21 protein-coding genes are annotated in these 21,406 nt (G+C 65.6%); 11 read left to right on the forward strand and 10 right to left on the reverse strand.

The window, feature by feature from the left end:
* Positions 1-2: 2 nt before the first annotated feature.
* Positions 3-983, reverse strand: a complete 981-nt coding sequence (locus tag NLR35_RS25060) for an ABC transporter permease (protein WP_257169203.1) — start codon at positions 981-983, stop codon at positions 3-5.
* 108 nt (positions 984-1,091) lie between these two features.
* Positions 1,092-2,687 carry an ABC transporter substrate-binding protein gene (locus tag NLR35_RS25065; protein ID WP_257169204.1) on the reverse strand — a complete coding sequence of 532 codons (1,596 nt, stop codon included), beginning with the start codon at positions 2,685-2,687 and terminating at the stop codon, positions 1,092-1,094.
* Between the two features lie 502 nt (positions 2,688-3,189).
* Between NLR35_RS25065 and NLR35_RS25070 the strand changes: the two genes are divergently transcribed.
* Together NLR35_RS25070 and NLR35_RS25075 are read left to right on the forward strand one after the other, a co-directional pair.
* A complete protein-coding gene (locus NLR35_RS25070; RefSeq protein ID WP_006613360.1) occupies positions 3,190-3,450 on the forward strand; it encodes a DUF6489 family protein in 261 nt (86 codons plus the stop codon).
* A 135-nt stretch (positions 3,451-3,585) separates the two neighbouring features.
* Complete coding sequence (locus NLR35_RS25075; RefSeq protein WP_257169205.1) at positions 3,586-4,590, forward strand: alpha/beta fold hydrolase; 1,005 nt, start codon at positions 3,586-3,588, stop codon at positions 4,588-4,590.
* Positions 4,591-4,744: 154 nt separating this feature from the next.
* Here the strand turns inward: NLR35_RS25075 and NLR35_RS25080 are convergent, their stop codons facing one another.
* Positions 4,745-5,686: an alpha/beta hydrolase gene (locus tag NLR35_RS25080; RefSeq protein WP_257169206.1), complete on the reverse strand. Its 942-nt coding sequence runs from the start codon at positions 5,684-5,686 to the stop codon at positions 4,745-4,747.
* Between the two features lie 145 nt (positions 5,687-5,831).
* Here NLR35_RS25080 and NLR35_RS25085 point away from each other — a divergent pair, with 145 nt between their 5' ends.
* The 8 genes from NLR35_RS25085 (at position 5,832) to paaE (ending at position 12,197) form a co-directional block, all read left to right on the forward strand.
* Positions 5,832-6,632, forward strand: a complete 801-nt coding sequence (locus NLR35_RS25085; protein WP_257169207.1) for a hypothetical protein — start codon at positions 5,832-5,834, stop codon at positions 6,630-6,632.
* Between the two features lie 139 nt (positions 6,633-6,771).
* Positions 6,772-7,248, forward strand: a complete 477-nt coding sequence (locus NLR35_RS25090) for a phasin (protein ID WP_257169208.1) — start codon at positions 6,772-6,774, stop codon at positions 7,246-7,248.
* A 93-nt stretch (positions 7,249-7,341) separates the two neighbouring features.
* Complete coding sequence (paaX, locus tag NLR35_RS25095) at positions 7,342-8,223, forward strand: phenylacetic acid degradation operon negative regulatory protein PaaX (RefSeq protein WP_257169209.1); 882 nt, start codon at positions 7,342-7,344, stop codon at positions 8,221-8,223.
* Positions 8,224-8,301: 78 nt separating this feature from the next.
* Complete coding sequence (gene paaA, locus NLR35_RS25100; RefSeq protein ID WP_257169210.1) at positions 8,302-9,291, forward strand: 1,2-phenylacetyl-CoA epoxidase subunit PaaA; 990 nt, start codon at positions 8,302-8,304, stop codon at positions 9,289-9,291.
* A gap of 15 nt (positions 9,292-9,306) precedes the next feature.
* Positions 9,307-9,594 (forward strand): 1,2-phenylacetyl-CoA epoxidase subunit PaaB, encoded by a 288-nt coding sequence (gene paaB, locus NLR35_RS25105; RefSeq protein ID WP_009025702.1) that lies wholly within the window; start codon positions 9,307-9,309, stop codon positions 9,592-9,594.
* A gap of 144 nt (positions 9,595-9,738) precedes the next feature.
* On the forward strand, positions 9,739-10,515 hold the full coding sequence (gene paaC, locus NLR35_RS25110) for a 1,2-phenylacetyl-CoA epoxidase subunit PaaC (RefSeq protein ID WP_257169211.1): 777 nt from the start codon (positions 9,739-9,741) through the stop codon (positions 10,513-10,515).
* Complete coding sequence (gene paaD / locus NLR35_RS25115; RefSeq protein WP_257169212.1) at positions 10,509-11,012, forward strand: 1,2-phenylacetyl-CoA epoxidase subunit PaaD; 504 nt, start codon at positions 10,509-10,511, stop codon at positions 11,010-11,012. The genes paaC and paaD overlap by 7 nt, the downstream gene beginning before the upstream one ends.
* A 105-nt stretch (positions 11,013-11,117) precedes the next feature.
* The gene (paaE, locus tag NLR35_RS25120; RefSeq protein ID WP_257169213.1) at positions 11,118-12,197 is read left to right on the forward strand and encodes a 1,2-phenylacetyl-CoA epoxidase subunit PaaE; all 1,080 of its coding nucleotides are present in this window, start codon (positions 11,118-11,120) and stop codon (positions 12,195-12,197) included.
* 214 nt (positions 12,198-12,411) lie between these two features.
* On the opposite strand, the gene paaK is transcribed toward paaE, so the two are convergent.
* Complete coding sequence (gene paaK / locus NLR35_RS25125) at positions 12,412-13,734, reverse strand: phenylacetate--CoA ligase PaaK (RefSeq protein WP_257169214.1); 1,323 nt, start codon at positions 13,732-13,734, stop codon at positions 12,412-12,414.
* A 37-nt stretch (positions 13,735-13,771) separates the two neighbouring features.
* Entirely contained in the window at positions 13,772-14,230 is a 459-nt protein-coding gene (gene paaI / locus NLR35_RS25130; RefSeq protein ID WP_257169215.1) for a hydroxyphenylacetyl-CoA thioesterase PaaI, read from the reverse strand.
* A gap of 242 nt (positions 14,231-14,472) precedes the next feature.
* On the opposite strand from paaI, the gene NLR35_RS25135 reads away from it, so the two are divergent.
* Positions 14,473-15,519 (forward strand): YeeE/YedE family protein, encoded by a 1,047-nt coding sequence (locus NLR35_RS25135; RefSeq protein ID WP_257169323.1) that lies wholly within the window; start codon positions 14,473-14,475, stop codon positions 15,517-15,519.
* Between the two features lie 178 nt (positions 15,520-15,697).
* Here the strand turns inward: NLR35_RS25135 and NLR35_RS25140 are convergent, their stop codons facing one another.
* From NLR35_RS25140 to NLR35_RS25160, 5 genes are all read right to left on the reverse strand, one after another.
* Positions 15,698-16,915, reverse strand: a complete 1,218-nt coding sequence (locus tag NLR35_RS25140) for a bifunctional alpha/beta hydrolase/OsmC family protein (RefSeq protein ID WP_257169216.1) — start codon at positions 16,913-16,915, stop codon at positions 15,698-15,700.
* Between the two features lie 50 nt (positions 16,916-16,965).
* Positions 16,966-17,331, reverse strand: coding sequence for a hypothetical protein (locus tag NLR35_RS25145; protein ID WP_257169217.1), 366 nt, complete (start codon positions 17,329-17,331; stop codon positions 16,966-16,968).
* A 207-nt stretch (positions 17,332-17,538) separates the two neighbouring features.
* The gene (locus NLR35_RS25150) at positions 17,539-18,201 is read right to left on the reverse strand and encodes a sulfite oxidase-like oxidoreductase (RefSeq protein WP_257169218.1); all 663 of its coding nucleotides are present in this window, start codon (positions 18,199-18,201) and stop codon (positions 17,539-17,541) included.
* A gap of 40 nt (positions 18,202-18,241) precedes the next feature.
* Positions 18,242-19,567, reverse strand: a complete 1,326-nt coding sequence (locus NLR35_RS25155; protein ID WP_257169219.1) for an MFS transporter — start codon at positions 19,565-19,567, stop codon at positions 18,242-18,244.
* Between the two features lie 340 nt (positions 19,568-19,907).
* Positions 19,908-21,329 carry an amidase gene (locus tag NLR35_RS25160; RefSeq protein WP_257169220.1) on the reverse strand — a complete coding sequence of 474 codons (1,422 nt, stop codon included), beginning with the start codon at positions 21,327-21,329 and terminating at the stop codon, positions 19,908-19,910.
* Positions 21,330-21,406 lie beyond the last annotated feature (77 nt).

Genomic DNA, 21,406 nt, shown 5'->3' on the forward strand with positions numbered 1-21,406 from the left:
GATCAGGCCGGACGGCTGATGGTCGCGCGCAGGCGCGGATCGACCACGGTGTAGAGGATATCAACCACGAGATTGATGGTGACGAAGATCAGCGACACCATCATCAGGTACGCAGCCATGATCGGGATGTCGACGTTCTGCACCGCCTGCACGAACAACAGGCCCATGCCCGGCCATTGGAACACCTGCTCGGTGATGATCGAGAACGCGATGACGGAGCCGAATTGCAGGCCGACGACGGTGATGACCGGAACCAGCGTGTTGCGCAGCGCGTGGCCGAAATGGATGGCGCGTGTCGTCAGGCCGCGCGCGCGGGCGAAGCGGATGTAGTCGGTGCGCAGCACCTCCAGCATCTCGGCGCGCACGAGCCGCATGATGAGCGTCATCTGGAACAGGCCGAGGGTGATCGAGGGCATGATCAGCGCCTTCCAGCCGGAGACGGTGAGCAGGCCGGTCGTCCACCAGCCGAGCTTGACGGTATCGCCGCGGCCGAACGACGGCAGCCAGCCGAGCGTGACCGAGAACAAATAGATCAGGAGAATGCCGATAAGGAAGGTCGGCAAGGAGATGCCGATCAGCGATACCATCTGGAACAGTTTTGCCATCAGCGAGTCGCGGCGTAGCGCTGAGAATACGCCCATGATGATGCCGAAGAACAGCGCCAGGATGGTTGCGCAGACCGCGAGCTCCAGGGTCGCGGGCATGCGTTCCTTGAGGAGATCCGACACAGGTTGCCGGAACTGATAGGACACACCGAACTTGAATTGCGCGGCGTCGAACAGATAGCGGCCGAACTGCACGATGAAGGGATCGTCGAGCCCGAGGGACTGGCGGATCTGGGCGCGTTCCGCAGACGATGCGTCGATCGCCACGAGCTGGCTGACGGGGTCGCCGGCGAAGCGGAACATCGCGAACGCGATGATCCCGACGGCGATCATGACGCCGATGGCCTGAATTGCTCGGCGAAGCGTGAAGGCGAGCATCTGGTCCTTTCAGTCCCTTCGATCGCGCGGCGGGTAGCACCTGTCGCGGAAAATGAAAAGTCCCGAAAAGCAGGTTCTGCTTTCCGGGACTCTTGGTCGTCAGATCAACTACTCGGTCTTGTTGGCCCAGAACATCAGCACGGCGTTGTCGGCGCGCAGCGGGATCTTGACCTTCTTCGACACGCCCCAGGCCACGGCCTGCTGGTGCAGCGGGATATAGCCGTAATCCTTGATGCCGATCTCGAACGCCTGCTTGATCAGCTGATCGCGCTTGGCGGGGTCGGCCTCGACCAGGACCTTGTCGGTGAGGGCGTCGAACTCCTTGTTGCAGTAGTTGCCGAGATTGGCCTCGCCGCGGGTCGGATCCTTGGCGTCGTCACGGCAGCCCATGATGTCGTGCATCACGTTGTGGGAGTCCATCGACGAGGGCGTCCAGCCGAGCAGGAAGAACGAGGTGTTGTAGCCGCCCGGCTTCAGCACCTTGGCGAAGTACTGCGCCTTCGGCTGCGCGTTCAGGTTCACCTTGACGCCGATGCGGGCGAGCATGCCGACCACGGCCTGGCAGATCGCGGCGTCGTTGACGTAGCGGTCGTTCGGGCAGTCCATGCCGACCTCGAAGCCGTCGGGATAGCCGGCCTCGGTCAGCAGCTTCTTGGCCGCATCCGGATCATATTTCGGACGGGTGAAGTCCTTCGACAGCGCATAGAGCTGCGGGGCGACCATCAGCGCCGACGGCGTCGACAGGCCGCGCATGACGCGGGTCTTGATCAGCTCGACGTCGATCGCCTTGTAGAAGGCTTCGCGGACGCGGATGTCCTTGAACGGGTTCTTGCCCTTGATGTTGGAGTAGAGCAGCTCGTCGCGCGTCTCGTCCATGCCGAGGAAGATGGTGCGCAGCTCGGGCCCCTTGAGCACCTGCGCGTTCGGGCTGGAATCGACGCGACCGATGTCCTGCACCGGAACCGGCTCGATGATGTCGACCTCGCCGGACAAGAGCGCAGCAACGCGCGTCGCATCCGAGGAGATGGTCGTGAACACGATCTCCTTGAGATTGTGCTCCGGCTTGCCCCACCAGTTCGGATTGACCTTGAAGACGGTCTTCACGCCGGGCTGATGGCTCTCGATGATGAAGGGCCCGGTGCCGTTCTCGTGCAGCGAGGCGAAGCTCGGTGTAGTTGCCGAGACCGGCGTCGGCGCGATCGAGTTGTTCTCCTCGCACCACTTCTTGCTCATGATGAACCACGTATCCCACTGCGAGATCAGGATGGGATTGGGCGCATCCAGCTTCACGTCGACCGTGTAGTCGTCGATCTTGATGAATTTTGCGTCGGGCGGAACGTTGGAGAGGAAGTTGGAGCCGGTGGCGCGGACGCGGTCGGCGGAGAAGATCACATCGTCGGCGGTGAAGGGTTCACCATTGTGGAACTTGACGCCCTTGCGCAGGTGAAAGCGCCAGCGGGTCGGCTCGGGCGTTTCCCAGCTCTCGGCCAGGCCGGGGACGATCTTGAGATCCTTGTCGCGCGCGGTGAGCCCCTCATAGACGTGGGCGTGATGCGCAATCGTGGTCGATTCCTTGAAGGTATAGGGATCGAGCGACTTCAGCGTGCCCTGGTTGGCGTAGCGCAGGGTCTGAGCCGAGGCCGGCAGTGCGAGGCCGACGAATGCGACCGCTGCAGCGATCAGCAGGGATTTGCGTCCCGACATATGTTCAAATTCTCCGCGTTTGACGCTTGTTTTCGCGGCAGGCGCGATTGATCCGGCCTGCCTTGACTTGAAGTTCTTGCCTCGAAGTTCGTGATCTCAGCAGCGCCTCTTGCACGAACTTCAAGAAGCAACAAGACGCCGGGCGATATGCTTGCAAGTCTGATGCCGAGCCGGAACGATCCGGAGACTGTCGGCTGACGCTGCGCCGTACGACCGGCGGCACATCGATGAGCAAGATGTTGCCAGAGTTCGGCGGCGGCACACAAGCCAGTTTGTTGAAGCCTCAACGATATGGTTATGGGCGATGCTGTGCAGCGCACGCGAGGGAACGGTGCCGGCGCGGTCCGGGTTGACCATGTCCTGGGAATTGCGCACCTGCAGCAACGCGCCGCTTGCTAGAGGGGGGCCGGCGCGGTGATACTGTACGCCTTCCCTCGCGAGTCCGGTAACCGGACCCGGCAGGAGGCGGTGTGGGCGTGGTTTTGAACCGAGCGGAGCGGATATGAAAGTCAATATCGAGATCGATTGCACCCCGCTCGAGGCGCGGCAGTTTTTCGGACTTCCCGATGTCGGTCCGATGCAGTCCGCCGTGATGGACCGGTTGCAGCACCAGATGACCAGCAACATCGACAAGCTGACGCCCGAGGCGATCATGCAGAGCTGGTTCACCTTCGATCCGCGCCTGGCCGAGCGGTTTCAGGACCTGATGCTGACCATGACCGGCCTCGGCGGCAGCCGGTCGAGCGACAAGAAGTCGGCCTGAGCGCCAGCGGCACCCGCCGGCGTTTTCGCCGTGCGGAACACGGCTTTCCGCCTTGATGTCGCGGTACGGAGCGCGCTCCGTGCCGGAGCCAAAGACCGGCCAGCAAAGGCCGGCTGAACCAATCGGGGAGGACCGATGAGCGATCCGGCTGGGATGCCGCCGCTGCAGTTCGCGACGACGAACGGCATCCGCATGGGTTATTACGAGGCCGGTCCCGCGACGGATCAGCCGCCCATGATCCTGTGCCACGGCTGGCCGGAGATCGCCTTCTCCTGGCGCCACCAGATCAGGGCGCTGGCAGATTCCGGCATCCGGGTCATCGCCCCCGACCAGCGCGGCTATGGCTCGACCGACCGGCCGGAGCCTGTCGAGGCCTACGATCTCGAGCATCTCACCGCGGATCTCGTCGGCCTGCTCGATCATCTCGGAATCGACAAGGCGATCTTCGTCGGTCACGACTGGGGCGGCTTCGTCGTCTGGCAGATGCCGCTGCGATACCCGGACCGCGTCGCGGGGGTGGTGGGCATCAACACGCCGCATCTGCCGCGCGCGCCGGCCGATCCCATCGCGATCATGCGCAAGCGGTTCGGCGACATGATGTACATCGTGCAGTTCCAGGATGCCGCGCGAGAGCCCGACCGCATCTTCGGCAGCCGCGTGGAGCAGACGTTCGACGCCTTCATGCGCAAGCCGCTGCCGCGCAACGATGCGCCGCCGACCGAGCCGCCGGCCGGCGGCATCGGCGCCTCGCCCTCGCTGAACCTGGCGTTCCCGCAGATGATCGCGGCCTATGACGTCGCCAATGACAAACGGCGGCCGATTCTGTCGGACGCAGAGAAGCAGGTGTTCGTGGAGACGTTCACGCGCACCGGCTTCACCGGCGGCATCAACTGGTATCGCAACATGACCCGCAATTGGGAGCGGTCCGAGGGACTCGACCATACCGTGCGCGTGCCGTCGCTGATGATCATGGCCGAGAACGACGCCGTATTGCCGCCATCGGCGGCCGACGGCATGGAGAAGCTGGTGCCGGACCTCGAGAAGTACCTCGTCCGCGACAGCGGCCATTGGACGCAACAGGAGCAGCCTGAAGAGGTCAGCGCCAAGCTGATCGAATGGCGGCGGCGAAGGTTCGGGTAGGGAGCGGCCGGCTCCGCTCCAGAGCGGCCGGGACCCATAGCCACCGTCCTCAGTGAGGTACGCGGAACGTGCCGCCTGCCTGTTTCAGGCATCACGCGGTATGGGTCCCTGCGTTCGCAAGGACGACAGCGGAGGACGTGGCGGGCAGCTTGGCTCACCCTCTTTGGCGCTGATCCTGTGCCGCCTGCACGTTGGCCCCATGGGCGTGGTCAGCGATGGCGTGGATGATCTCAGGCCAGGTCGGTGTCGGGATCGCGTGGCCCATCTGGTCGATCATCAGCAGCTTGGCATTTGGGATCGACTCGGCGGTGTCGGTGCCGGCCGAGTGATGCACCAGCGGATCGCGTTTGCCGTGGATGACGAGCGTCGGCGCCGTGACGCTGTGCAGCCGCGGCTTGCGGCTGCCGGAGGCGAGGATGGCGCGTAGCTGGCGGCCGACGCCGGCGGGGCTGGTGCCGCGGGCGAAGCAGCGTTCGGCCAGCGCCACGTCGCGGGCCTCGTCCTCGGGGAACGAGCCGGCGCGCAGCACCTTCCAAGTCCTGAGGAAGCGCCTGATGTATTCGTCCTTCGTCTTGGGCGGCGGCGCCATCAGCATCATCGCGACCTCGCGGGTCGGCGGCGGAAGGCGCGGGTTGCCGGTGGTCGACATGATCGAGGTCAGCGAGCGCACCCGGTGCGGAAAGCTGATCGCGGTCTCCTGGGCGATCATGCCGCCCATCGACGCGCCGACCAGATGCGCCGACTTGATGTCGAGCGCGTCCATCAGCCCGACCGTGTCCTTGGCCATGTCGAGGAGCTTGTAGGGCGCGGCGACCGGGATGTTGAAGAAGCGCAGCTTGAGCAACTCGAACGGCGTCAGCCGGCGTCCGCCGTGCAGCTTGCTGGACTGGCCGACATCACGGTTGTCGAACCGGATGACGCGGAAGCCGCGGCTTGCGAGCTGCTCGCAGAACTCGTCGTACCAGATGATCATCTGGCCGCCCAAGCCCATGATCAGCAGGAGCGGCGGCGCTGCGGGATCGCCGAACGTCTCGTAGCAGATGTCGATACCGTTGGCGCGGGCGATCTGCGGCGGCTGATGGGCGGGTGCGGTCACGGGAATCCTCTTTCAAGGCCAACAGGTCTTCTATGCCACGGTTCCGCTGACGGAGAGAAGCAGACCGCGTCTCCCGCATTGCAACGTAACCGTGCTATGAGAGGTTGTGCTTTGAGTCTTCCGCGTGACCTGAAGGAGCGTGCCAATGGTGAACAAGTCTGGCGACCCGATCGCGTTCTGGCAGCAGATGGTCGGTGAGATGCAGAAGAGCTTCACGGCCTTCACGCGGCTGCGCCCGATGGGCGCGGCAACCAGCTCCTCCAATGATCCTGCAACTTCTGGAAACGGACAGAAGCCCATGGCCGATCTCATGGAAAACTATTTCGCCGGCATGAACGTGCCGAGCCGGGGCCAGCTCACCGCCTTGAGCGAGCGGCTCACGTCGATCGAGAGCGAGCTTTCGGAAACGCGCGTGCTGCTGAAGGAGCTGCTGGCCGCGACCAAGGCGCCCCCGGCAGAAAAGCCGGCTGCGGACCTCGTTCCGCAGCTGAACGAGATCAAGGGCTTGCTCGACGTGCTTGTGGCGGCGTCCAAGGTCCCGCCGCCCGTCGCCCCGAAGCCGGTGGACGTCACGCCTGAACTCAACGAGATCAAGGCTTTGCTGGGCGAGCTTGTTGCCGCCTCCAAGGCACCTCGGCCGGAAGCGAAGCCGCCCGTCGATGTCACGCCGCAGTTGAGCGAGATCAAGGCGCTGCTCGACCAACTTCTGAAGGGTACGCAGACGCGGGAACCTGCAGCCACGGCTTCGATCGAGGCGGGCTTGCACGAGATCCGGTCCGCGCTCGATGTGCTGCTGAAGCAGACGCAGCAAGCGGGTGAAGGAGCGTCCGAGGCAGCCGAAGTTCCTCCTTCGACCGAGGCTCCAGCGGCGGCCGAAGTCACCCCCAGGGCCGCCGAGCCTGCCCGCCAGGGCAAGTCGCGCAACAAGAAGCACGGCGGCAACTGAGCAGCACTCTCCATCCTCCCGCAATGGTGCATTGCAACAAATATGTTGCGATGCACCATTTTTGTGATATGGTTGAGTTACTCCGGTTTTCTTAGGGGACGGAGCGAGAGCCATAGCTCAGACGAGGATGGAGACGACCATGACCACCGAGACCAACAAAGTGTTCGAGACCGTCAAGGATGCCTTCGCGCCGATGACGGACGCGCTGAAGAACCTGCAGACGATGGAAGTGCCGGAATCCGCGCGGGAGTTCGTCAAGAAGACCGCGTCGACCGCCAAGGAGCGCGCTGCGGAGGCCCTCGCGGGCTCCGAGAAGGTGACCTCGGCGATCGAGACCGCCGTGTTCGACGGCGTGACCGAAGCCGGCAAGATCAGCCGCAACATCCAGCAGGCGCTGTACCAGGACACCGAGGCGTTCTTCGACGGCCTGGACAAGCTGGCGTCCGCCAAGTCGATCAGCGAAGCCGTTGCGATCCAGGGTGAGCTGGCCCGTGCCCGCGGCGAGGCGCTCGTCGCCCGTGCGAAGTCGACCAGCGAATATGTCGGCAAGCTGGTCACCGAGGGCGCCAAGGTCGCCCAGGAGAACATGGCCAAGGCCTACAACAAGACCGCCTGATCGCAGCTCGCGCATCAGTCGATCGATCCTCAAGGCCCGCGTCACGCGGGCCTTTTCTTTTGCGCTGAGGCGAAACCGGCTAAAGCGTGCGTCATGCCGCAGCCGCTGTCGCGCATCGTCAACCAGCTGAAGAGCGAGCCGTCGCGCACGGGTTCGCTGATCATCACCGTGTTCGGCGATGCCATCGTGCCGCGCGGCGGCAGCGTCTGGCTGGGGACTCTGCTGGCGTTCTTCGAAGGGCTCGCCATCGACGGCAGCGTGGTACGCACGGCGATGTCGCGGCTGACGGCGGAGGGCTGGTTCGAGCGCACCAAAAGCGGCCGCAACAGCTTCTATCGCCTGACCCGGCGCGGCGAGCAGACCTTTGCCGGCGCCACCCGCCATATCTACGATTCGCCGCCGGCCGAGTGGAACGGCAGCTTCGAGCTGGTCCTGATCGGGGGCGCCGACGACCGCGAGCAGGCGCGCACGGCATTGCGCGACGCCGGCTTCGGCAGTCCGCTGCCCGGCGTGTTCGTGGCGCCCACGAGCATCGCGGTGCCGGACGCGGTGGACGGGGCCATCCGCCTGCAGGCGTCCGCCGGCTCGGAGATGGCGCGGCGGCTGGTGGCCGAGAGCTGGGCGCTCGAGCGGACGGCCGAGGCCTATCGCAGGTTCAGCGCGTCCTTTGCGCCGCTCAAGGCCAGCATCGAGCGCGGCGAGGCGCTGTCGGACGGGCAGGCCTTCACCGCCCGCATCCTGCTGATCCACCACTACCGTCGCATCGTGCTGCGCGATCCGCTGCTGCCGGCCGAGCTCTTGCCGGGGAACTGGCCGGGACGGCAGGCGAGGGCGCAGTGCGGCGAGATCTACCGGCTGCTGCTGCCGGGGTCCGAGCGCTGGCTCGATCAGCACGCGACCAACGAGGAGGGGCCGCTGGCGCCGGCCGGTGCGGCGCTGCTGCGGCGGTTTGCCGGCGCGCATGAGACGGCATAATATATTACAGAATTCGATTGCATGAATAAAATTCCGTTATATATTGGCGGCAACCAAGTCCTGGGAGGACGCCGCCGCATGTATACGCAGGCGCTTAATTCGCCCGAGGAGGGCAGCCACGCTGAGGACGCCGTGCGCGCCTCGCGCTTTCAGGCCCGCATCGATGCCGAGGAGCGCATCGAGCCCAACGCCTGGATGCCGGCGGCCTATCGCAAGACGCTGGTCCGGCAGATCTCCCAGCACGCTCATTCCGAAATCGTCGGCATGCTGCCCGAGGGCAACTGGATCACGCGTGCGCCGAGCCTGCGCCGCAAGGCGGCGCTGCTCGCCAAGGTCCAGGACGAATGCGGCCACGGCCTGTATCTGTACGCCGCCGCCGAGACGCTCGGCGCCTCGCGCGAGGAGCTGGTCGACGCGATGCTGGCCGGCAAGGCCAAGTACTCCTCGATCTTCAACTACCCGACCCTGACCTGGGCGGACATCGGCGTGATCGGCTGGCTGGTCGACGGCGCCGCGATCATGAACCAGATCCCGCTGTGCCGCTGCTCCTACGGTCCCTATGCGCGCGCGATGATCCGCGTCTGCAAGGAAGAATCGTTCCATCAGCGCCAGGGCTACGAGATCATGCTGACCTTGTGCCGCGGCACGGCGGAGCAGAAGGCGATGGCGCAGGAGGCGCTGAACCGCTGGTGGTGGCCGGTGCTGATGATGTTCGGCCCGCCGGATCAGGCCAGCCAGCACAGCGATGCGTCGACGAAGTGGAAGATCAAGCGCTTCTCCAATGACGAGCTGCGCCAGAAGTTCATCGATGCCACGGTGCCGCAGGCGCAATACCTCGGGTTGACGATGCCTGACCCCGAGATGAAGCAGGACGAGCAGGGCCACTGGCGGCACGGCCCGATCGACTGGAACGAGTTCAAGCAGGTGCTGGCCGGCAACGGCCCGTGCAACCGCGATCGCCTGGCGGCGCGCCGCAAGGCGCACGCCGACGGCGCCTGGGTGCGCGACGCCGCGGCCGCCTATGCCGAGAAGCGCGCCCGGCGCCAGATGGCGCAAGCCGCCGAATAGGACAGGGAGATCGAAATGGCGACGCCGAACACGCCGTTGTGGGAGGTCTTCATCCGCAGCCGCAACGGGCTTGCGCACAAGCATTGCGGCTCGCTGCATGCACCGGACGCGACCATGGCGCTGCAGGCCGCGCGCGACCTTTACACCCGCCGCGGCGAGGGCCTGTCGATCTGGGTGGTGCCGTCGAGCGCGATCACGGCCTCCGATCCCGCCGACAAGGGGATGATGTTCGAGCCGGCGGAATCCAAGATCTATCGGCACCCGACGTTCTACGAGGTGCCCGAGGAAGTCGGGCATATGTAGGTCCAGCTCCTCATGGAGAGGAGGCGCGCAGCGCCGTCTCGAACCATGAGGCCCATTATCGCTTGTGGCCCATCCTTCGAGACGCCCGCTTGCGGCGGGCTCCTCAGGATGAGGTCGAATGCGTGGCTTCAGAGGCGAAACGTCATGACCGCCCCCTCGATCACCGTCTCCGAAACGCCGCTGGTGCTCTACACGCTGCGCCGCGCCGATGATGCGCTGATCCTCGGCCATCGTCTTTCCGAATGGTGCGGTCACGCGCCTGTTCTCGAAGAGGACATGGCGCTGTCCAACATGGCGCTGGACCTGATCGGCCAGGCGCGCGAGCTCTATGGCTATGCGGCGAAGGTCGAGGGCCGCGACAATGACGAGGACAAGCTCGCTTATCTCCGCGACGTCAGGCAGTACCGCAACCTGCTGCTGGTCGAGCGTCCCAATGGCGACTTCGCGCAGACCATGGTGCGGCAGCTGTTCTACGCGGCCTTTGCCGATCTCTACTGGCGCGGCATGATGGGCTCGACCGATGCGACCCTGGCGGCGGTCGCGGCGAAGTCGGAGAAGGAATGCGCCTATCATCTGCGCCATGCCAGCGAATGGGTGATCCGGCTCGGCGACGGTACCGACGAGAGCCATCGCCGCGCACAGGCCGCTGTCGACGATCTCTGGGCGTACACCGGGGAGATGTTCAACATCGACGATAGCGAGCGCAGCCTGATCGATGCCGGGATCGCGATCGATCCGACGATGCTGCTGCCGGAATGGCTGTCGATCGTCTCGCATGTCGCGCGTGAGGCGACTCTGACCCTGCCGGAGAACGACTGGATGCAGCGGGGCGGCCGCGACGGGCGCCACAGCGAGCATCTCGGTCATCTCCTCAGCGAGCTGCAATACATGCAGCGCAGCTTCCCTGGTGCGACGTGGTAGTCGCCGACATCAGCCCGGCGGAGTTGCGGCAGCGCGCCTGGGACGCGGCGGCGTCGGTGGCCGATCCGGAAATTCCGGTGCTGACGATCGACGATCTCGGCGTGCTGCGCGAGGTCGAGGTGGTGGGCGACCGCGTCGAGGTCGCGATCACGCCGACCTATTCGGGCTGCCCGGCCATGAACATGATCGCGCTGGAGATCGAGCTCGCGCTGGAGCGCGCAGGCTTCCGCGAGGCCAGCGTTCGCACCGTGCTGTCGCCGGCCTGGACCACCGACTGGATGAGCGAGGAGGGCCGCCGCAAGCTGCGCGAGTACGGCATCGCGCCGCCGCAAGCCACGAGCGGACGCCGCGCGCTGTTCGGCGTCGCCGAGGTCGCGTGTCCGCAATGCGGGTCTGATGACACCGAGCAGCTCGCCGAATTCGGCTCGACCTCGTGCAAGGCGCTGTGGCGCTGCAAATCGTGCCGCGAGCCGTTCGACTACTTCAAGTGCCACTAATGCAGCAACCGTCATCGCGAGCGCAGCGACGCGATCCAGGGCCACGCCCGGAGTCCTGGATTGCTTCGTCGCTTCGCCCCTCGCAATGACGCCGGGGATAGTTCGATGTCCACTACGCCACGCTTCCATCGTCTTGCCGTCCGCGACCTGCGCCACGAGGCGCCGGATGCGGTGTCGCTGACCTTTGCGATTCCGAACGAGTTGGCTGCGGACTATCAGTTCGCGCCCGGCCAATATCTCACGCTGAAGACCACGCTCGGCGGGGAAGAGGTGCGCAGGTCCTATTCGATCTGTTCCGGACCCGATGACAACGAGATCCGTATCGCCGTGAAGCGCGTCGATGGCGGCGCGTTCTCCAGCTTCGTCACCGATGAGCTGAAGCGCGGCGACGAGATCGACGTGATGACGCCGACCGGACGCTTCGGCGTGGCGCTGCAGCCTGAGGTGTCGCGCACGCATGTCGGCTTTGCTGCGGGATCGGGCATCACGCCGATTCTGTCGATCGTGAAGGCGGTGCTGGCGCGCGAGCCGGACAGCCGCTTCTTCCTGTTCTACGGCAACCGCACCACGGCGGGCATGCTGTTCCGTGAACAGCTCGAGGAACTGAAGGACCGCTTCCTCGATCGCTTCTCAGTCTTCCACGTCATCTCCGGCGAGGAGCAGGACCTGCCGATCCTGCACGGCCGTCTCGACGGCGAAAAGGTGCGCATGCTGCTGCGCTCGCTGGTGCCGGCTTCGAGCGTCGACCATGTGTTCATCTGCGGCCCCACCGGGATGAGCGAGGACATCGAGGCCGCCTGTTGCACGCTCGGTATCCCCGGCGACCGCGTCCACGTCGAACGCTTCGTCTCAGGCGCACGCGGCAAGCCGCGGGCGAAGATGGTCGTCCCCGACTCCGCGCCACCCAAGGCGATCGCCGCCCTGATCATCGACGGCAAGCGCCGCGAGGTTCCTGTCGCCGAGGGCGAAGCCATCCTCGACGCCGCGTTGCGCGCCGGCGTCGATCTGCCGTTCGCCTGCAAGGGTGGCATGTGCTCCACCTGCCGCGCCAAGCTGGTCGAGGGCAGGGCCGAGATGGAGCTGAACTACTCGCTGGAGCCGTGGGAATTGCAGGCGGGATTCGTGCTGACGTGCCAGGCGAAGCCGGTGACGGAGCGGGTGGTGGTGGATTACGATCATATGTGAGAGGGCGCACCGCCACTGCTACTCCTCACCCTGAGGAGCCCGCCAAAGGCGGGCGTCTCGAAGGGCGAGGCCCGAGCTGTTGCCTCATGGTTCGAGACGCGCCTGCGGCGCTCCTCACCATGAGGGTCAAAAGCCGGGCGCACTGCACACCGGACCATGAACACGCCAAGAGGCGTGTTCATGGAGAGGGGATAGATGGAAGGGCGCAGACGCATCACTCCATCGGGCGCCGATCCTTGATCCGCTTCGCCTTGCCCGCCGAGCGCTCCAGCGTGTCCGGCGGCACGGCCTTCACCTTTGCCGTCACGCCGATCGTGTTCTTGATGTGGATCGAGATCCGCTCGGCGTGCTCACCCAACCCCGTTTCGTCCCAATGCTCGGGGCGGGATTCCGCGTAGATGGTCAGCTCGTCCATGCGGCCTTCGCGGGTCAGCTCGAGCATGAAATGACCGCCGCACCATTCGGTGGTCAGGAGGATCTCTTCGATCTGCGACGGGAACAGGTTGACGCCGCGCAGGATGATCATGTCGTCGGAGCGGCCCGTCACCTTCTCCATGCGTCGCATGCCCGGCCGTGCCGTGCCAGGGAGGAGCCGCGTCAGGTCGCGGGTGCGATAGCGGATGACGGGGAAGGCCTCCTTGGTCAGTGACGTGAACACCAGCTCGCCGATCTCGCCGTCGGGCAGCACACGGCCGGTGTCGGGATCGACGATCTCCGGATAGAAATGATCCTCCCAGATGTGCAGCCCGTCCTTGGTCTCCAGGCATTCCTGCGCCACGCCCGGACCGATCACCTCCGACAGCCCGTAGATATCGGTTGCGTCCATCGCAAAGGCGTCCTCGATCTCGGCGCGCATGGCGTTGGTCCAGGGCTCGGCACCGAAGATGCCGATCTTGAGCGAGCTCTCGCGTGGATCGAGGCCCTGGCGCTTGAACTCGTCGAGGATGGCCAGCATGTAGCTCGGCGTGACCGTGATGATGTCGGGCCGGAAATCGTTGATCAGCTGCACCTGCCGCTCGGTCATGCCGCCGGAGATCGGCACCACGGTGCAGCCGAGCTGCTCCGCGCCGTAGTGAACGCCGAGGCCGCCGGTGAACAGGCCGTAGCCATAGGCATTGTGGATGATCATGCCGCTGCGTCCGCCGGCGGCGCGGATCGAACGGGCCATCACGGTCGACCAGGTCGCGATATCATTCCTGGTGTAGCCGACGACGATCGGCTTTCCGGTCGTGCCCGACGAGGCATGCACCCGCACCAGCTGCTCGCGCGGGACTGCGAACATGTTGAACGGGTAGTTGTCGCGCAGGTCCGTCTTCACCGTGAACGGAAATTTGGCGAGGTCGGTCAGCTCGCGGAAGTCCGACGGATGGACGCCGGCCTTGTCGAACGCCTGCCGGTAATGGGCGACGTTGTCGTAGGCGTGCTTCAGCGACCAGGCGAGGCGCCTGGTTTGCAGCGCCATGATCTCGTCGCGCGACGCGCGTTCGATGTCGTCCATCTCGGGCACGTAGGCGCCGGGCGATTGAAGCTTGGTCATGGTGTGAGGTCCTTCGGCGGGAGCGCGGGCGAATGGGTCAGGGCGCGTCGCCTGCATCGAGCGGCACCAGCGTGCCGCCGATGCTGCGTGAATGGCCGCGGAATTCGGCGACGACGGTCTCGCCTGCCGTGACGCGGACGTCGTAGATGCCGGAGCGGCCGCTGCGCGACACTTCTTGGGCGCGCGCCGTCAGCACATCGCCGAGCTTGCCGGGCCGGATGAAGCTGATGCTGCCCTGGGCGGCCACGGTGCGGTCGTTGTGCGAGTTGCAGGCGAACGCGAAGGCGGAATCGGCCAGCGTGAAGATGAAGCCGCCATGGGCGATGCCATGGCCATTGACCATGTGCGGCTGGATCGTCATCCGCAAGGTCGCGCGGCCCGGGCCGATCTCGACGATCTGCATCCCCAGTCCCTGGCTGGCGCGATCGTCCTGCCACATCGCATCCGCGCAGGCGCGGGCGAGGGCGTCGGGAGAGAGGGGCGCCGTGCCGCTCATCGGCGGCCTTCCGGCCGCGCACGGGCCAGGGTCGGCGCATCAGGCTGCGCTGGTGAAACCACGGCGTTCTCTCCCGGTGATGCTTGTTGGAACAAGCATTCTGAACTAGTTAAGCGCGATATCGTGGCGAATAATCCGCGCGCGTCAAGCGAAAGCGATGCTTGCATGGCCGGTGCGCCGCCGCACTTTCTCCGCAACCAGAAGGACTGCCGCGCGTGCCGGAAGCTGCTGATGTGGCCATCATGGCCGGTCTCGGGATTGGCCTGGTCTATGGCGCCGTCGGACTGCTCAGCGGCTTCTGCATGGTGAGCAGCCTGCGCGGCTGGTGGGCCGATGGCGACGGCCTGAAGGCGCGCACGTATGCGCTGGCGATGGGCATCGCGGTCATCGCCACGCAACTGCTTGCGGCCGTCGGCTATGTCGATCTCGGCAAGTCGATCTATCTCCAGCCGACGTTTTCCATGCCGCTGATGTTCGCCGGCGGCGTGCTGTTCGGCTATGGCATGGTGCTGGCGAACGGCTGCGGCTCGCGCGCGCTGGTGCTGCTCGGCCGCGGCAATCTGCGCTCCTTCGTCGTCGTTACCGTGCTGGCGATCGCAGCGGAGATGACGTTGAAGGGCCTGATCGCGCCGCTGCGGATCGCGCTGATGCAGGGCTCGCAGACGACGGCAGCGGCGACGTCGCTCCCCGCGCTGCTGTCGGTCGGTGGGCTGCATGGTGCTCCCGCGCGGCTGCTGCCGGCGCTCGCGCTCGGCGGCGTGCTGATCGTCTTTGCGTTCGCGCATGCGCCATTCCGGCGAGCACCCGGCCAGATGCTCGCGGGCCTCATCGTCGGCCTGCTGATTGCGGCCGGATGGTTCGCGACCGGATATCTGGGCGCCGACGACTTCAATCCGGTGCCAGTGGCGTCGCTGACTTTTGTCGCGCCGATCGCCGATGGTCTGCAATATGTGATGCTGTCGACCGGGTCGACCGTGAATTTCGGCATCGCGACCGTGGCCGGCGTGCTCGCCGGCAGTCTCGTGACGGCGATCGTCACACGCCGCTTCAAGCTCGAAGGCTTTCATTCGCCACAGCACATGCTGCGCTCCACCAGTGGCGCCGCGCTGATGGGCGTCGGCGGCGTCATGGCGCTGGGCTGCTCGGTCGGGCAGGGGCTTACCGGATTGTCGACCCTGGCGCTGCCGTCCTTCGTGGCGATCGGCGGCATCTTCATCGGCACGGCAGTGGGGCTGCGCGGCGTGCTGCGCGTAAGGCCGTTAAAGGCGGAGCCGCAGCCGGCGCGTTAGTCTCATTGCGTCATCCACCGTCATTCCGGGGCAATCGTCGATGCGCGGCCGCGCATCGGCGATTGAACCCGGAATCTCGAGATGGTCGGATATGAACGCAAGACAATCTCGGGATTCCGGGTTCAAGGCCTTTTGGCCTTGCCCCGGAATGACGGTGGGAGTGTCGCAGCGAATGAACTCACTCCGCCACGCGCGTGACGATGCGGATCTCCGAGGTCAGGGTCCGGTGCACCGGGCATTTGTCGGCGATCTCCATCAGCTTCTTGCGTTGCTCGTCGTCCAGTGCACCGTCGAGATGGATCTCGCGCTCCAGCTGATCGATCAGGCCGACCTTGGTCTCGCATTCCGCACAGTCCTCCGCATGGATCTTGCTGTGGCGCAGGGTGACGGTGATGCGGTCGAGCGGCAGGAATTTGCGGTCGGCATAGAGCCGCATCGTCATCGAGGTGCAGGCGCCGAGCGCGGCGAGCAGGAGGTCGTAGGGGCCCGGACCGGTGTCCTGGCCGCCGACCGAGACGGGCTCATCCGCTGTCAGACGATGCGGGCCGAGCGCGATGCTCTGCTGCAGCTTGCTCGAGCAGGTCTCGCGCACGACCACGTCGCGCGGGCCGTCCGTGGCCGCGGGCTCGGCGGCCGCCGGCGCGACGTAGCGGCCGGCCCAGCTCGCGATGACCTCGGCGATGTAGGCCGCATCCTGCTTGCTGCTGATGAGATGATCGGCATGGTCGAGCGAAATGAAGCTCTTCGGATGCTTGGCGGCGACGAAGATGTGGGTCGCATTGTCGATCCCCACGGTGTCGTCGACGGGCGAGTGCATCACCAAGAGCGCCTTGTGCAGATGCTTGACCTTGTCGAGCAGGCGCTGCTCGGCGACGTCGTCGAGGAACGAGCTGCTGATGCGGAACGGACGACCGGCGAGCGAGACCTCGGCCGTGCCGTCGCGGCGGATCGCCTCGAGGCTGTCCTTGAACATCGCGGTGACATGCGCCGGATCGGAAGGGGCGGCGATGGTCACCACGGCTTTCGCATCCGGGATGTCGCCGGCCGCGACCAGCACAGCGGCGCCGCCGAGGCTGTGGCCGATGAGGATCGAAGGCGCCTGCCTCGTCTCGCGCAGATGATCAGCGGCGCGAACGAGGTCCGCCACGTTGGAGGAGAAGGTCGTGTTCGCAAAATCGCCTTCGCTGGAGCCGAGGCCGGTGAAGTCGAAGCGCAGCACCGCGATGCCATGCGCGGTCAGCGCCATCGCGATGCGCCGCGCCGCATGCGTGTCCTTGCCGCAGGAGAAGCAATGCGCGAACAGCGCGTACGCCCGCGGCGCGCCGTCGGGCAGGTCGAGGGCCGCGGACAGTCGGTCGCCGGCTGCGCCGTCAAACTGGAAACGTTCGGTCGGCATGGTTGGTCTCCAATCGTTGCGTCTTCACAGCAACTCGCGACCGCGCATGATCACTCGCGCGGAGGCAGAAGCTCTATCACCTGTTCGCCGTGCCGGATCGCCGTCGGCAGGTCCTGCGCGACGAGATCGGTAATCCATCGGATGAGCGCCGGCAGCGCTTCGTCCTTCGCCTGCCGGCGAAGCGGAGGCAGGTCGCGTTCATGCGCGGTGCCGACCTTGATGTTGAGACGCTCGTAGGGGATGTCGCCATCCGGAGGCCGATAGCGTGCATCGAACAGACGCCGGCCGTGGCTGCGCACGAGATGGATGCGAATGCCGCCGAGATCCTGTGCGGTCAGTGCGGCGAGGATGACGCTCGGCTTGAGCAGATACCCGTAGCCCTTGGGGATCTTGCCGGTCTCTGAGGTGAACTCCATGCAGGGGTCTCTGGAACGTTCGGATATCGCGGTGACCGCGCTGTGGTGCGGAAGCGATAGCATGCAGTCCGTAGGGTGGGCAAAGCGAAGCGTGCCCACCGTTCTTTTCTTTTTGGGGCTCTTCTTTTCGGCGGGACGACGGTGGGCACGACGCTACGCGTCTTTGCCCACCCTACGGCTTCGTCGGTTCGGCGCCGGCGTAGCCCGTCACTCCGAATAGCGCTGTTCGGCCCAGGGATCGCCGCGGTTGTGATAGCCGCGCACCTCCCAATAGCCGGGCTTATCGGCCTCGAGAAACTCGATCGCCTTGAGCCACTTCGCGCTCTTCCAGAAATATAGATGCGGCACCACGACGCGCACCGGGCCGCCATGCTCCCCGGTGATCGGCGCGCCGGACCAGCTGTGCGCCAGCAGCGCATCCTCGGCGGCGAAATCCTCCAGCGTCAGGTTGGTGGTGTAGCCGTCATAGGAATGCAGCACGACGAAATTGGCGGTGTCGCGCGGCCGGCAGGCGGCGAGCAGGTCGCGCGTGGCGAGCCCCTCCCATTGATTGTCGTAGCGCGACCAGGTCGTGACGCAATGGATGTCGGAGACGAACTGGCGCTGCTCCTGGGCGCGGAACGCCGCGAAGTCCCAGAACAGCGGATTTTCGACCGCGCCGTAGACGTCGAGCCGCCAGCGCTCTTGTGTGACCGACGGCGTCAGGCCGAGGTCGAGCACCGGCCAGTCGCGGGTCAAATGCTGGCCGGGCGGCAGACGCTGGTCCTCCGGCCGCACGATGCGCCCGGTCAGGAATTTGCCTTCGCGCGCCCAGCGCTCCTTGCTGCGGGTCAGCTTGCTGTCGGGGGGCAGCCCGGATTCGTCTGCCATCTCAGCACCTCTTCAATTCGCGCGCCTCATTCATGCAGACTTATTCATGTCTGTGCATGGCGGACGTATGCTTGGTGTCGCGCATGGTCGCATAGATGAGCAGCGACAGGAAGATCACGCCGGTGAGATAATAATAGAACCAAGTCTCGTGCCCGATGCTCTTGAAGTAGAGCGCGATCGCCGGCGCGGTGCCGCCGAACAGCGACACGGTGATCGCGTAGGGCAGGCCGACGCCGAGCGCGCGGATGTTGGTGGGGAAGAGCTCGGCTTTCACGACGGCGTTGATCGAGGTGTAGCCGGCGGTGAAAATCCAGGCGCCGCAGATCAGCAGGAAGGCCGTGAACGGCTCCTTGGTGCCCTTCAGCGCGGTCAGGATCGGGATCGTCGACAAGGTGCCGGCGATGCCGAAGAAGATCAGCAGCGGCTTACGGCCGATGCGATCGGAGATCGCGCCGTACAGTGGCTGCAAAACGCATGCAAACAGCAGCGAGCCGAAAATCACCATCGTGGTCTGGTCCTCGGTCAGGCCGACCGAGAGTTTGACGAAGGTCTGCATGTAGGTGGTGAAGGTGTAGAACGCCGCGGTGCCGCCTGCGGTGAGGCCAACGACTAGCAGCAGCTCGCGCGGATATCTGAACAGCGCGGCCATCGAGCTGGATGAGCCTGCCTTCTTCTTGGCTTCCACGAACGCTTCGGTCTCGTGCAGATTCCGCCGCATCACCGCGACGAAGATCGCAAGGCAGGCGCCGATGAAGAACGGGATGCGCCAGCCCCAGGCCTTCAACTCCTCGGTGGTCAGGAACACCTTCTGCAGCAGCAGGAGGACGATGATCGCGGTGAGCTGACCGCCGATCAGGGTGACGTATTGGAAGCTGGAATAGAAGCCGCGATGCTTGGCGTCGGCGACCTCCGAGAGATAGGTGGCGCTGGCGCCGTATTCGCCGCCGAGGCTGAGACCCTCGATGACGCGGGCAAGCGCCAGGATGATCGGCGCGGCGATGCCGATCGTGGCATAGGTCGGCGTCACTGCGATGATCAGCGAGCCGAAGCACATGCAGAGCACGGAGACGGTCAGCGACAGCCTGCGGCCATACTGGTCGGCGAGATAGCCGAATAGCCAGCCGCCGAGCGGGCGCATCAGGAAGGTCGCGGCGAACACCACGGCGGCGTTGAGCTGCTCGACCACCGGATCTTTCGAGGGGAAGAAGGCCGGCGCGAAATACAGGGCAAACGCGGTGTAGGCGTAGAAGTCGTACCATTCGACCAGATTGCCGGCCGAGCCGATCAGGATCGCCTTGATGCGGCGCTCGACGTCGGCAATGGACGTGGCGGGCTCTGCGGCAGGCTGGATCGCCTGGTCTGTCATTTCCGGTCTCCGGGCAAGCATCGTTTGCGGCCCTTCTACGGCAGCCACCGGGATTGCCAATATAGAATAACGGCAGGGGTCCCATGTTCCCGAGGCAGGAACTATGTGCTGTGCAACGAAAATCGGGGGCCTCGCCCTTCGAGACGCTCGCCTTCGGCGAGCTCCTCAGGGTGAGGGGGAAGATGATCCCGAGACGAGCGAAGGTAGATGCGGGCGCGCCTCCCAATCCTCATGGTGAGGAGCCCGCCCTCAGGCGGGCGTCTCGAACCATGAGGCCAGCGCACGGGCCTCACCCTTCGAGACGCCGCTGCGCGGCTCCTCAGGGTGAGGGGAAAGTTCGTCACTTCGGCGCGCGCGGCTCGATCGGGGTGGAGCTGGCAACGCCGAGAACATCTTCCAGCACCTTGGCACCGGCGAGCAAACCGGCGTCGTTGCGCGGACGCGCGATCATCTGCAATCCGACCGGAAGCCCGGTTTCGGTGAAGCCGCAGGGCAGCGACAAAGCCGGGCAGCAGGCCAGCGTGATCGCGTAGACGATGCCGAGCCACTGCACGTAGTTGTCGAATTTGTGCCCGGCGCATTCGGCGACGTAGCGGTTCTCGACCGGGAAGGGCGGCACGATCGTCGCCGGCGCCAGCAGGAGGTCATAGGTCTCGAAGAACTTCACCGCGCGCGCGGTGATCGCCACGCGCTGCGCCTCGGCGCGCGCGATCTGCGCGACGGTCAGCTTCAGGCCTTCCTCGATATTCCAGATCACCTCGGGCTTCAGCAGGTCGCGCTTGGTGCGCAGCAGCTCCTGCTTGCTCATCGCGAAGTCGAGCGCGCGTAGCACGTGGAAGCATTCATGCGCCTCGCTGAAATCCGGATGGGCCTCCTCGACGATGATTCCGAGCTCGGCGAAGCGCTGCGCCGCCTTGCGGGTGACGGCGATGACTTCGGGATCGACCGGCGTGATGCCGAGATCGGGCGAATAGGCCACGCGCAGCGGCTTCTTGCCTGAGCGGGCGGCGGCGAGGAAGGAGGGCGCGGGCGAGGGCAGCGAGATCGGGTCGGCGGCATGCTCGCCGCTCATCGCATCCAGCAGCAGCGCGAGATCCTCGACGTTGCGGGCCATCGGGCCCTGGACGCCGAGATTGCGGTCAACGGCGACTGCCGGGGTATGCGCGACGCGGCCGAAGCTCGGGCGCAGGCCGACGATGCCGCAGAAGCTCGCGGGGTTGCGCAGCGAGCCGCCCATGTCAGAGCCGTGCGCAAGCCAGGCGGTGCCGGTCGCCAGCGCGACCGCCGCGCCGCCGGAGGAGCCGGCCGCCGAGCGGGACGTGTCCCAGGGATTGCGCGTCGCGCCGAACACCTCGTTGAAGGTGTTGGCGCCGGCGCCGAACTCCGGCGTGTTCGACTTGGCGTAGATCACCCCGCCATTGGCTTCGAGATGCTCGACCAGGAGATCTGATTGTTCCGGAATCCGGTCCTTGAAGATCGGCGAGCCCTGCGTGGTCAGCACGCCCTGGACGTCGGTGAGGTCCTTGATCGGGACGGGCAGGCCTGCGAGCAGCCCGCGCGCACCGGCCGGCTTGCTCATCAGCGCCTTGGCGTGATCGCGCGCGCGATCGAAGCACAGCGTCGGCAGCGCATTGACCTTGTCGTCGACAGCCTTGATGCGGGCTTCCAGCGCATCGAGGCAATCGAGCGGCGTGATATCGCCGGCCTTCAACTTGTCGACGACGGCACAGGCGGTCTCGCGGATCAATCCCTGGTCGGCCAAAGCTTGGTTCTCCTCATTGGAAGCATCCCGGCGATTGGGGGGTAGATCATGTTTCGCCGGGAGTGGAAAGGTCGCCG

It is taken from the genome of Bradyrhizobium sp. SRS-191 (assembly GCF_024586915.1).
Taxonomy (GTDB): domain Bacteria; phylum Pseudomonadota; class Alphaproteobacteria; order Rhizobiales; family Xanthobacteraceae; genus Bradyrhizobium.

Excerpts from the sequence above, each read along its gene's own strand:
- paaA (WP_257169210.1), top strand. The coding sequence starts at position 8,302 with ATGTATACGCAGGCGCTTAATTCGCCCGAGGAGGGCAGCCACGCTGAG.
- NLR35_RS25065 (WP_257169204.1), bottom strand. The coding sequence starts at position 2,687 with ATGTCGGGACGCAAATCCCTGCTGATCGCTGCAGCGGTCGCATTCGTC.
- paaC (WP_257169211.1), top strand. The coding sequence starts at position 9,739 with ATGACCGCCCCCTCGATCACCGTCTCCGAAACGCCGCTGGTGCTCTAC.
- paaK (WP_257169214.1), bottom strand. The coding sequence starts at position 13,734 with ATGACCAAGCTTCAATCGCCCGGCGCCTACGTGCCCGAGATGGACGAC.
- NLR35_RS25075 (WP_257169205.1), top strand. The coding sequence starts at position 3,586 with ATGAGCGATCCGGCTGGGATGCCGCCGCTGCAGTTCGCGACGACGAAC.
- NLR35_RS25140 (WP_257169216.1), bottom strand. The coding sequence starts at position 16,915 with ATGCCGACCGAACGTTTCCAGTTTGACGGCGCAGCCGGCGACCGACTG.
- NLR35_RS25155 (WP_257169219.1), bottom strand. The coding sequence starts at position 19,567 with ATGACAGACCAGGCGATCCAGCCTGCCGCAGAGCCCGCCACGTCCATT.
- NLR35_RS25090 (WP_257169208.1), top strand. The coding sequence starts at position 6,772 with ATGACCACCGAGACCAACAAAGTGTTCGAGACCGTCAAGGATGCCTTC.
- paaB (WP_009025702.1), top strand. The coding sequence starts at position 9,307 with ATGGCGACGCCGAACACGCCGTTGTGGGAGGTCTTCATCCGCAGCCGC.
- NLR35_RS25060 (WP_257169203.1), bottom strand. The coding sequence starts at position 983 with ATGCTCGCCTTCACGCTTCGCCGAGCAATTCAGGCCATCGGCGTCATG.
- NLR35_RS25070 (WP_006613360.1), top strand. The coding sequence starts at position 3,190 with ATGAAAGTCAATATCGAGATCGATTGCACCCCGCTCGAGGCGCGGCAG.
- NLR35_RS25145 (WP_257169217.1), bottom strand. The coding sequence starts at position 17,331 with ATGGAGTTCACCTCAGAGACCGGCAAGATCCCCAAGGGCTACGGGTAT.
- NLR35_RS25085 (WP_257169207.1), top strand. The coding sequence starts at position 5,832 with ATGGTGAACAAGTCTGGCGACCCGATCGCGTTCTGGCAGCAGATGGTC.
- paaX (WP_257169209.1), top strand. The coding sequence starts at position 7,342 with ATGCCGCAGCCGCTGTCGCGCATCGTCAACCAGCTGAAGAGCGAGCCG.
- NLR35_RS25135 (WP_257169323.1), top strand. The coding sequence starts at position 14,473 with ATGGCCGGTCTCGGGATTGGCCTGGTCTATGGCGCCGTCGGACTGCTC.
- paaI (WP_257169215.1), bottom strand. The coding sequence starts at position 14,230 with ATGAGCGGCACGGCGCCCCTCTCTCCCGACGCCCTCGCCCGCGCCTGC.
- NLR35_RS25150 (WP_257169218.1), bottom strand. The coding sequence starts at position 18,201 with ATGGCAGACGAATCCGGGCTGCCCCCCGACAGCAAGCTGACCCGCAGC.
- paaE (WP_257169213.1), top strand. The coding sequence starts at position 11,118 with ATGTCCACTACGCCACGCTTCCATCGTCTTGCCGTCCGCGACCTGCGC.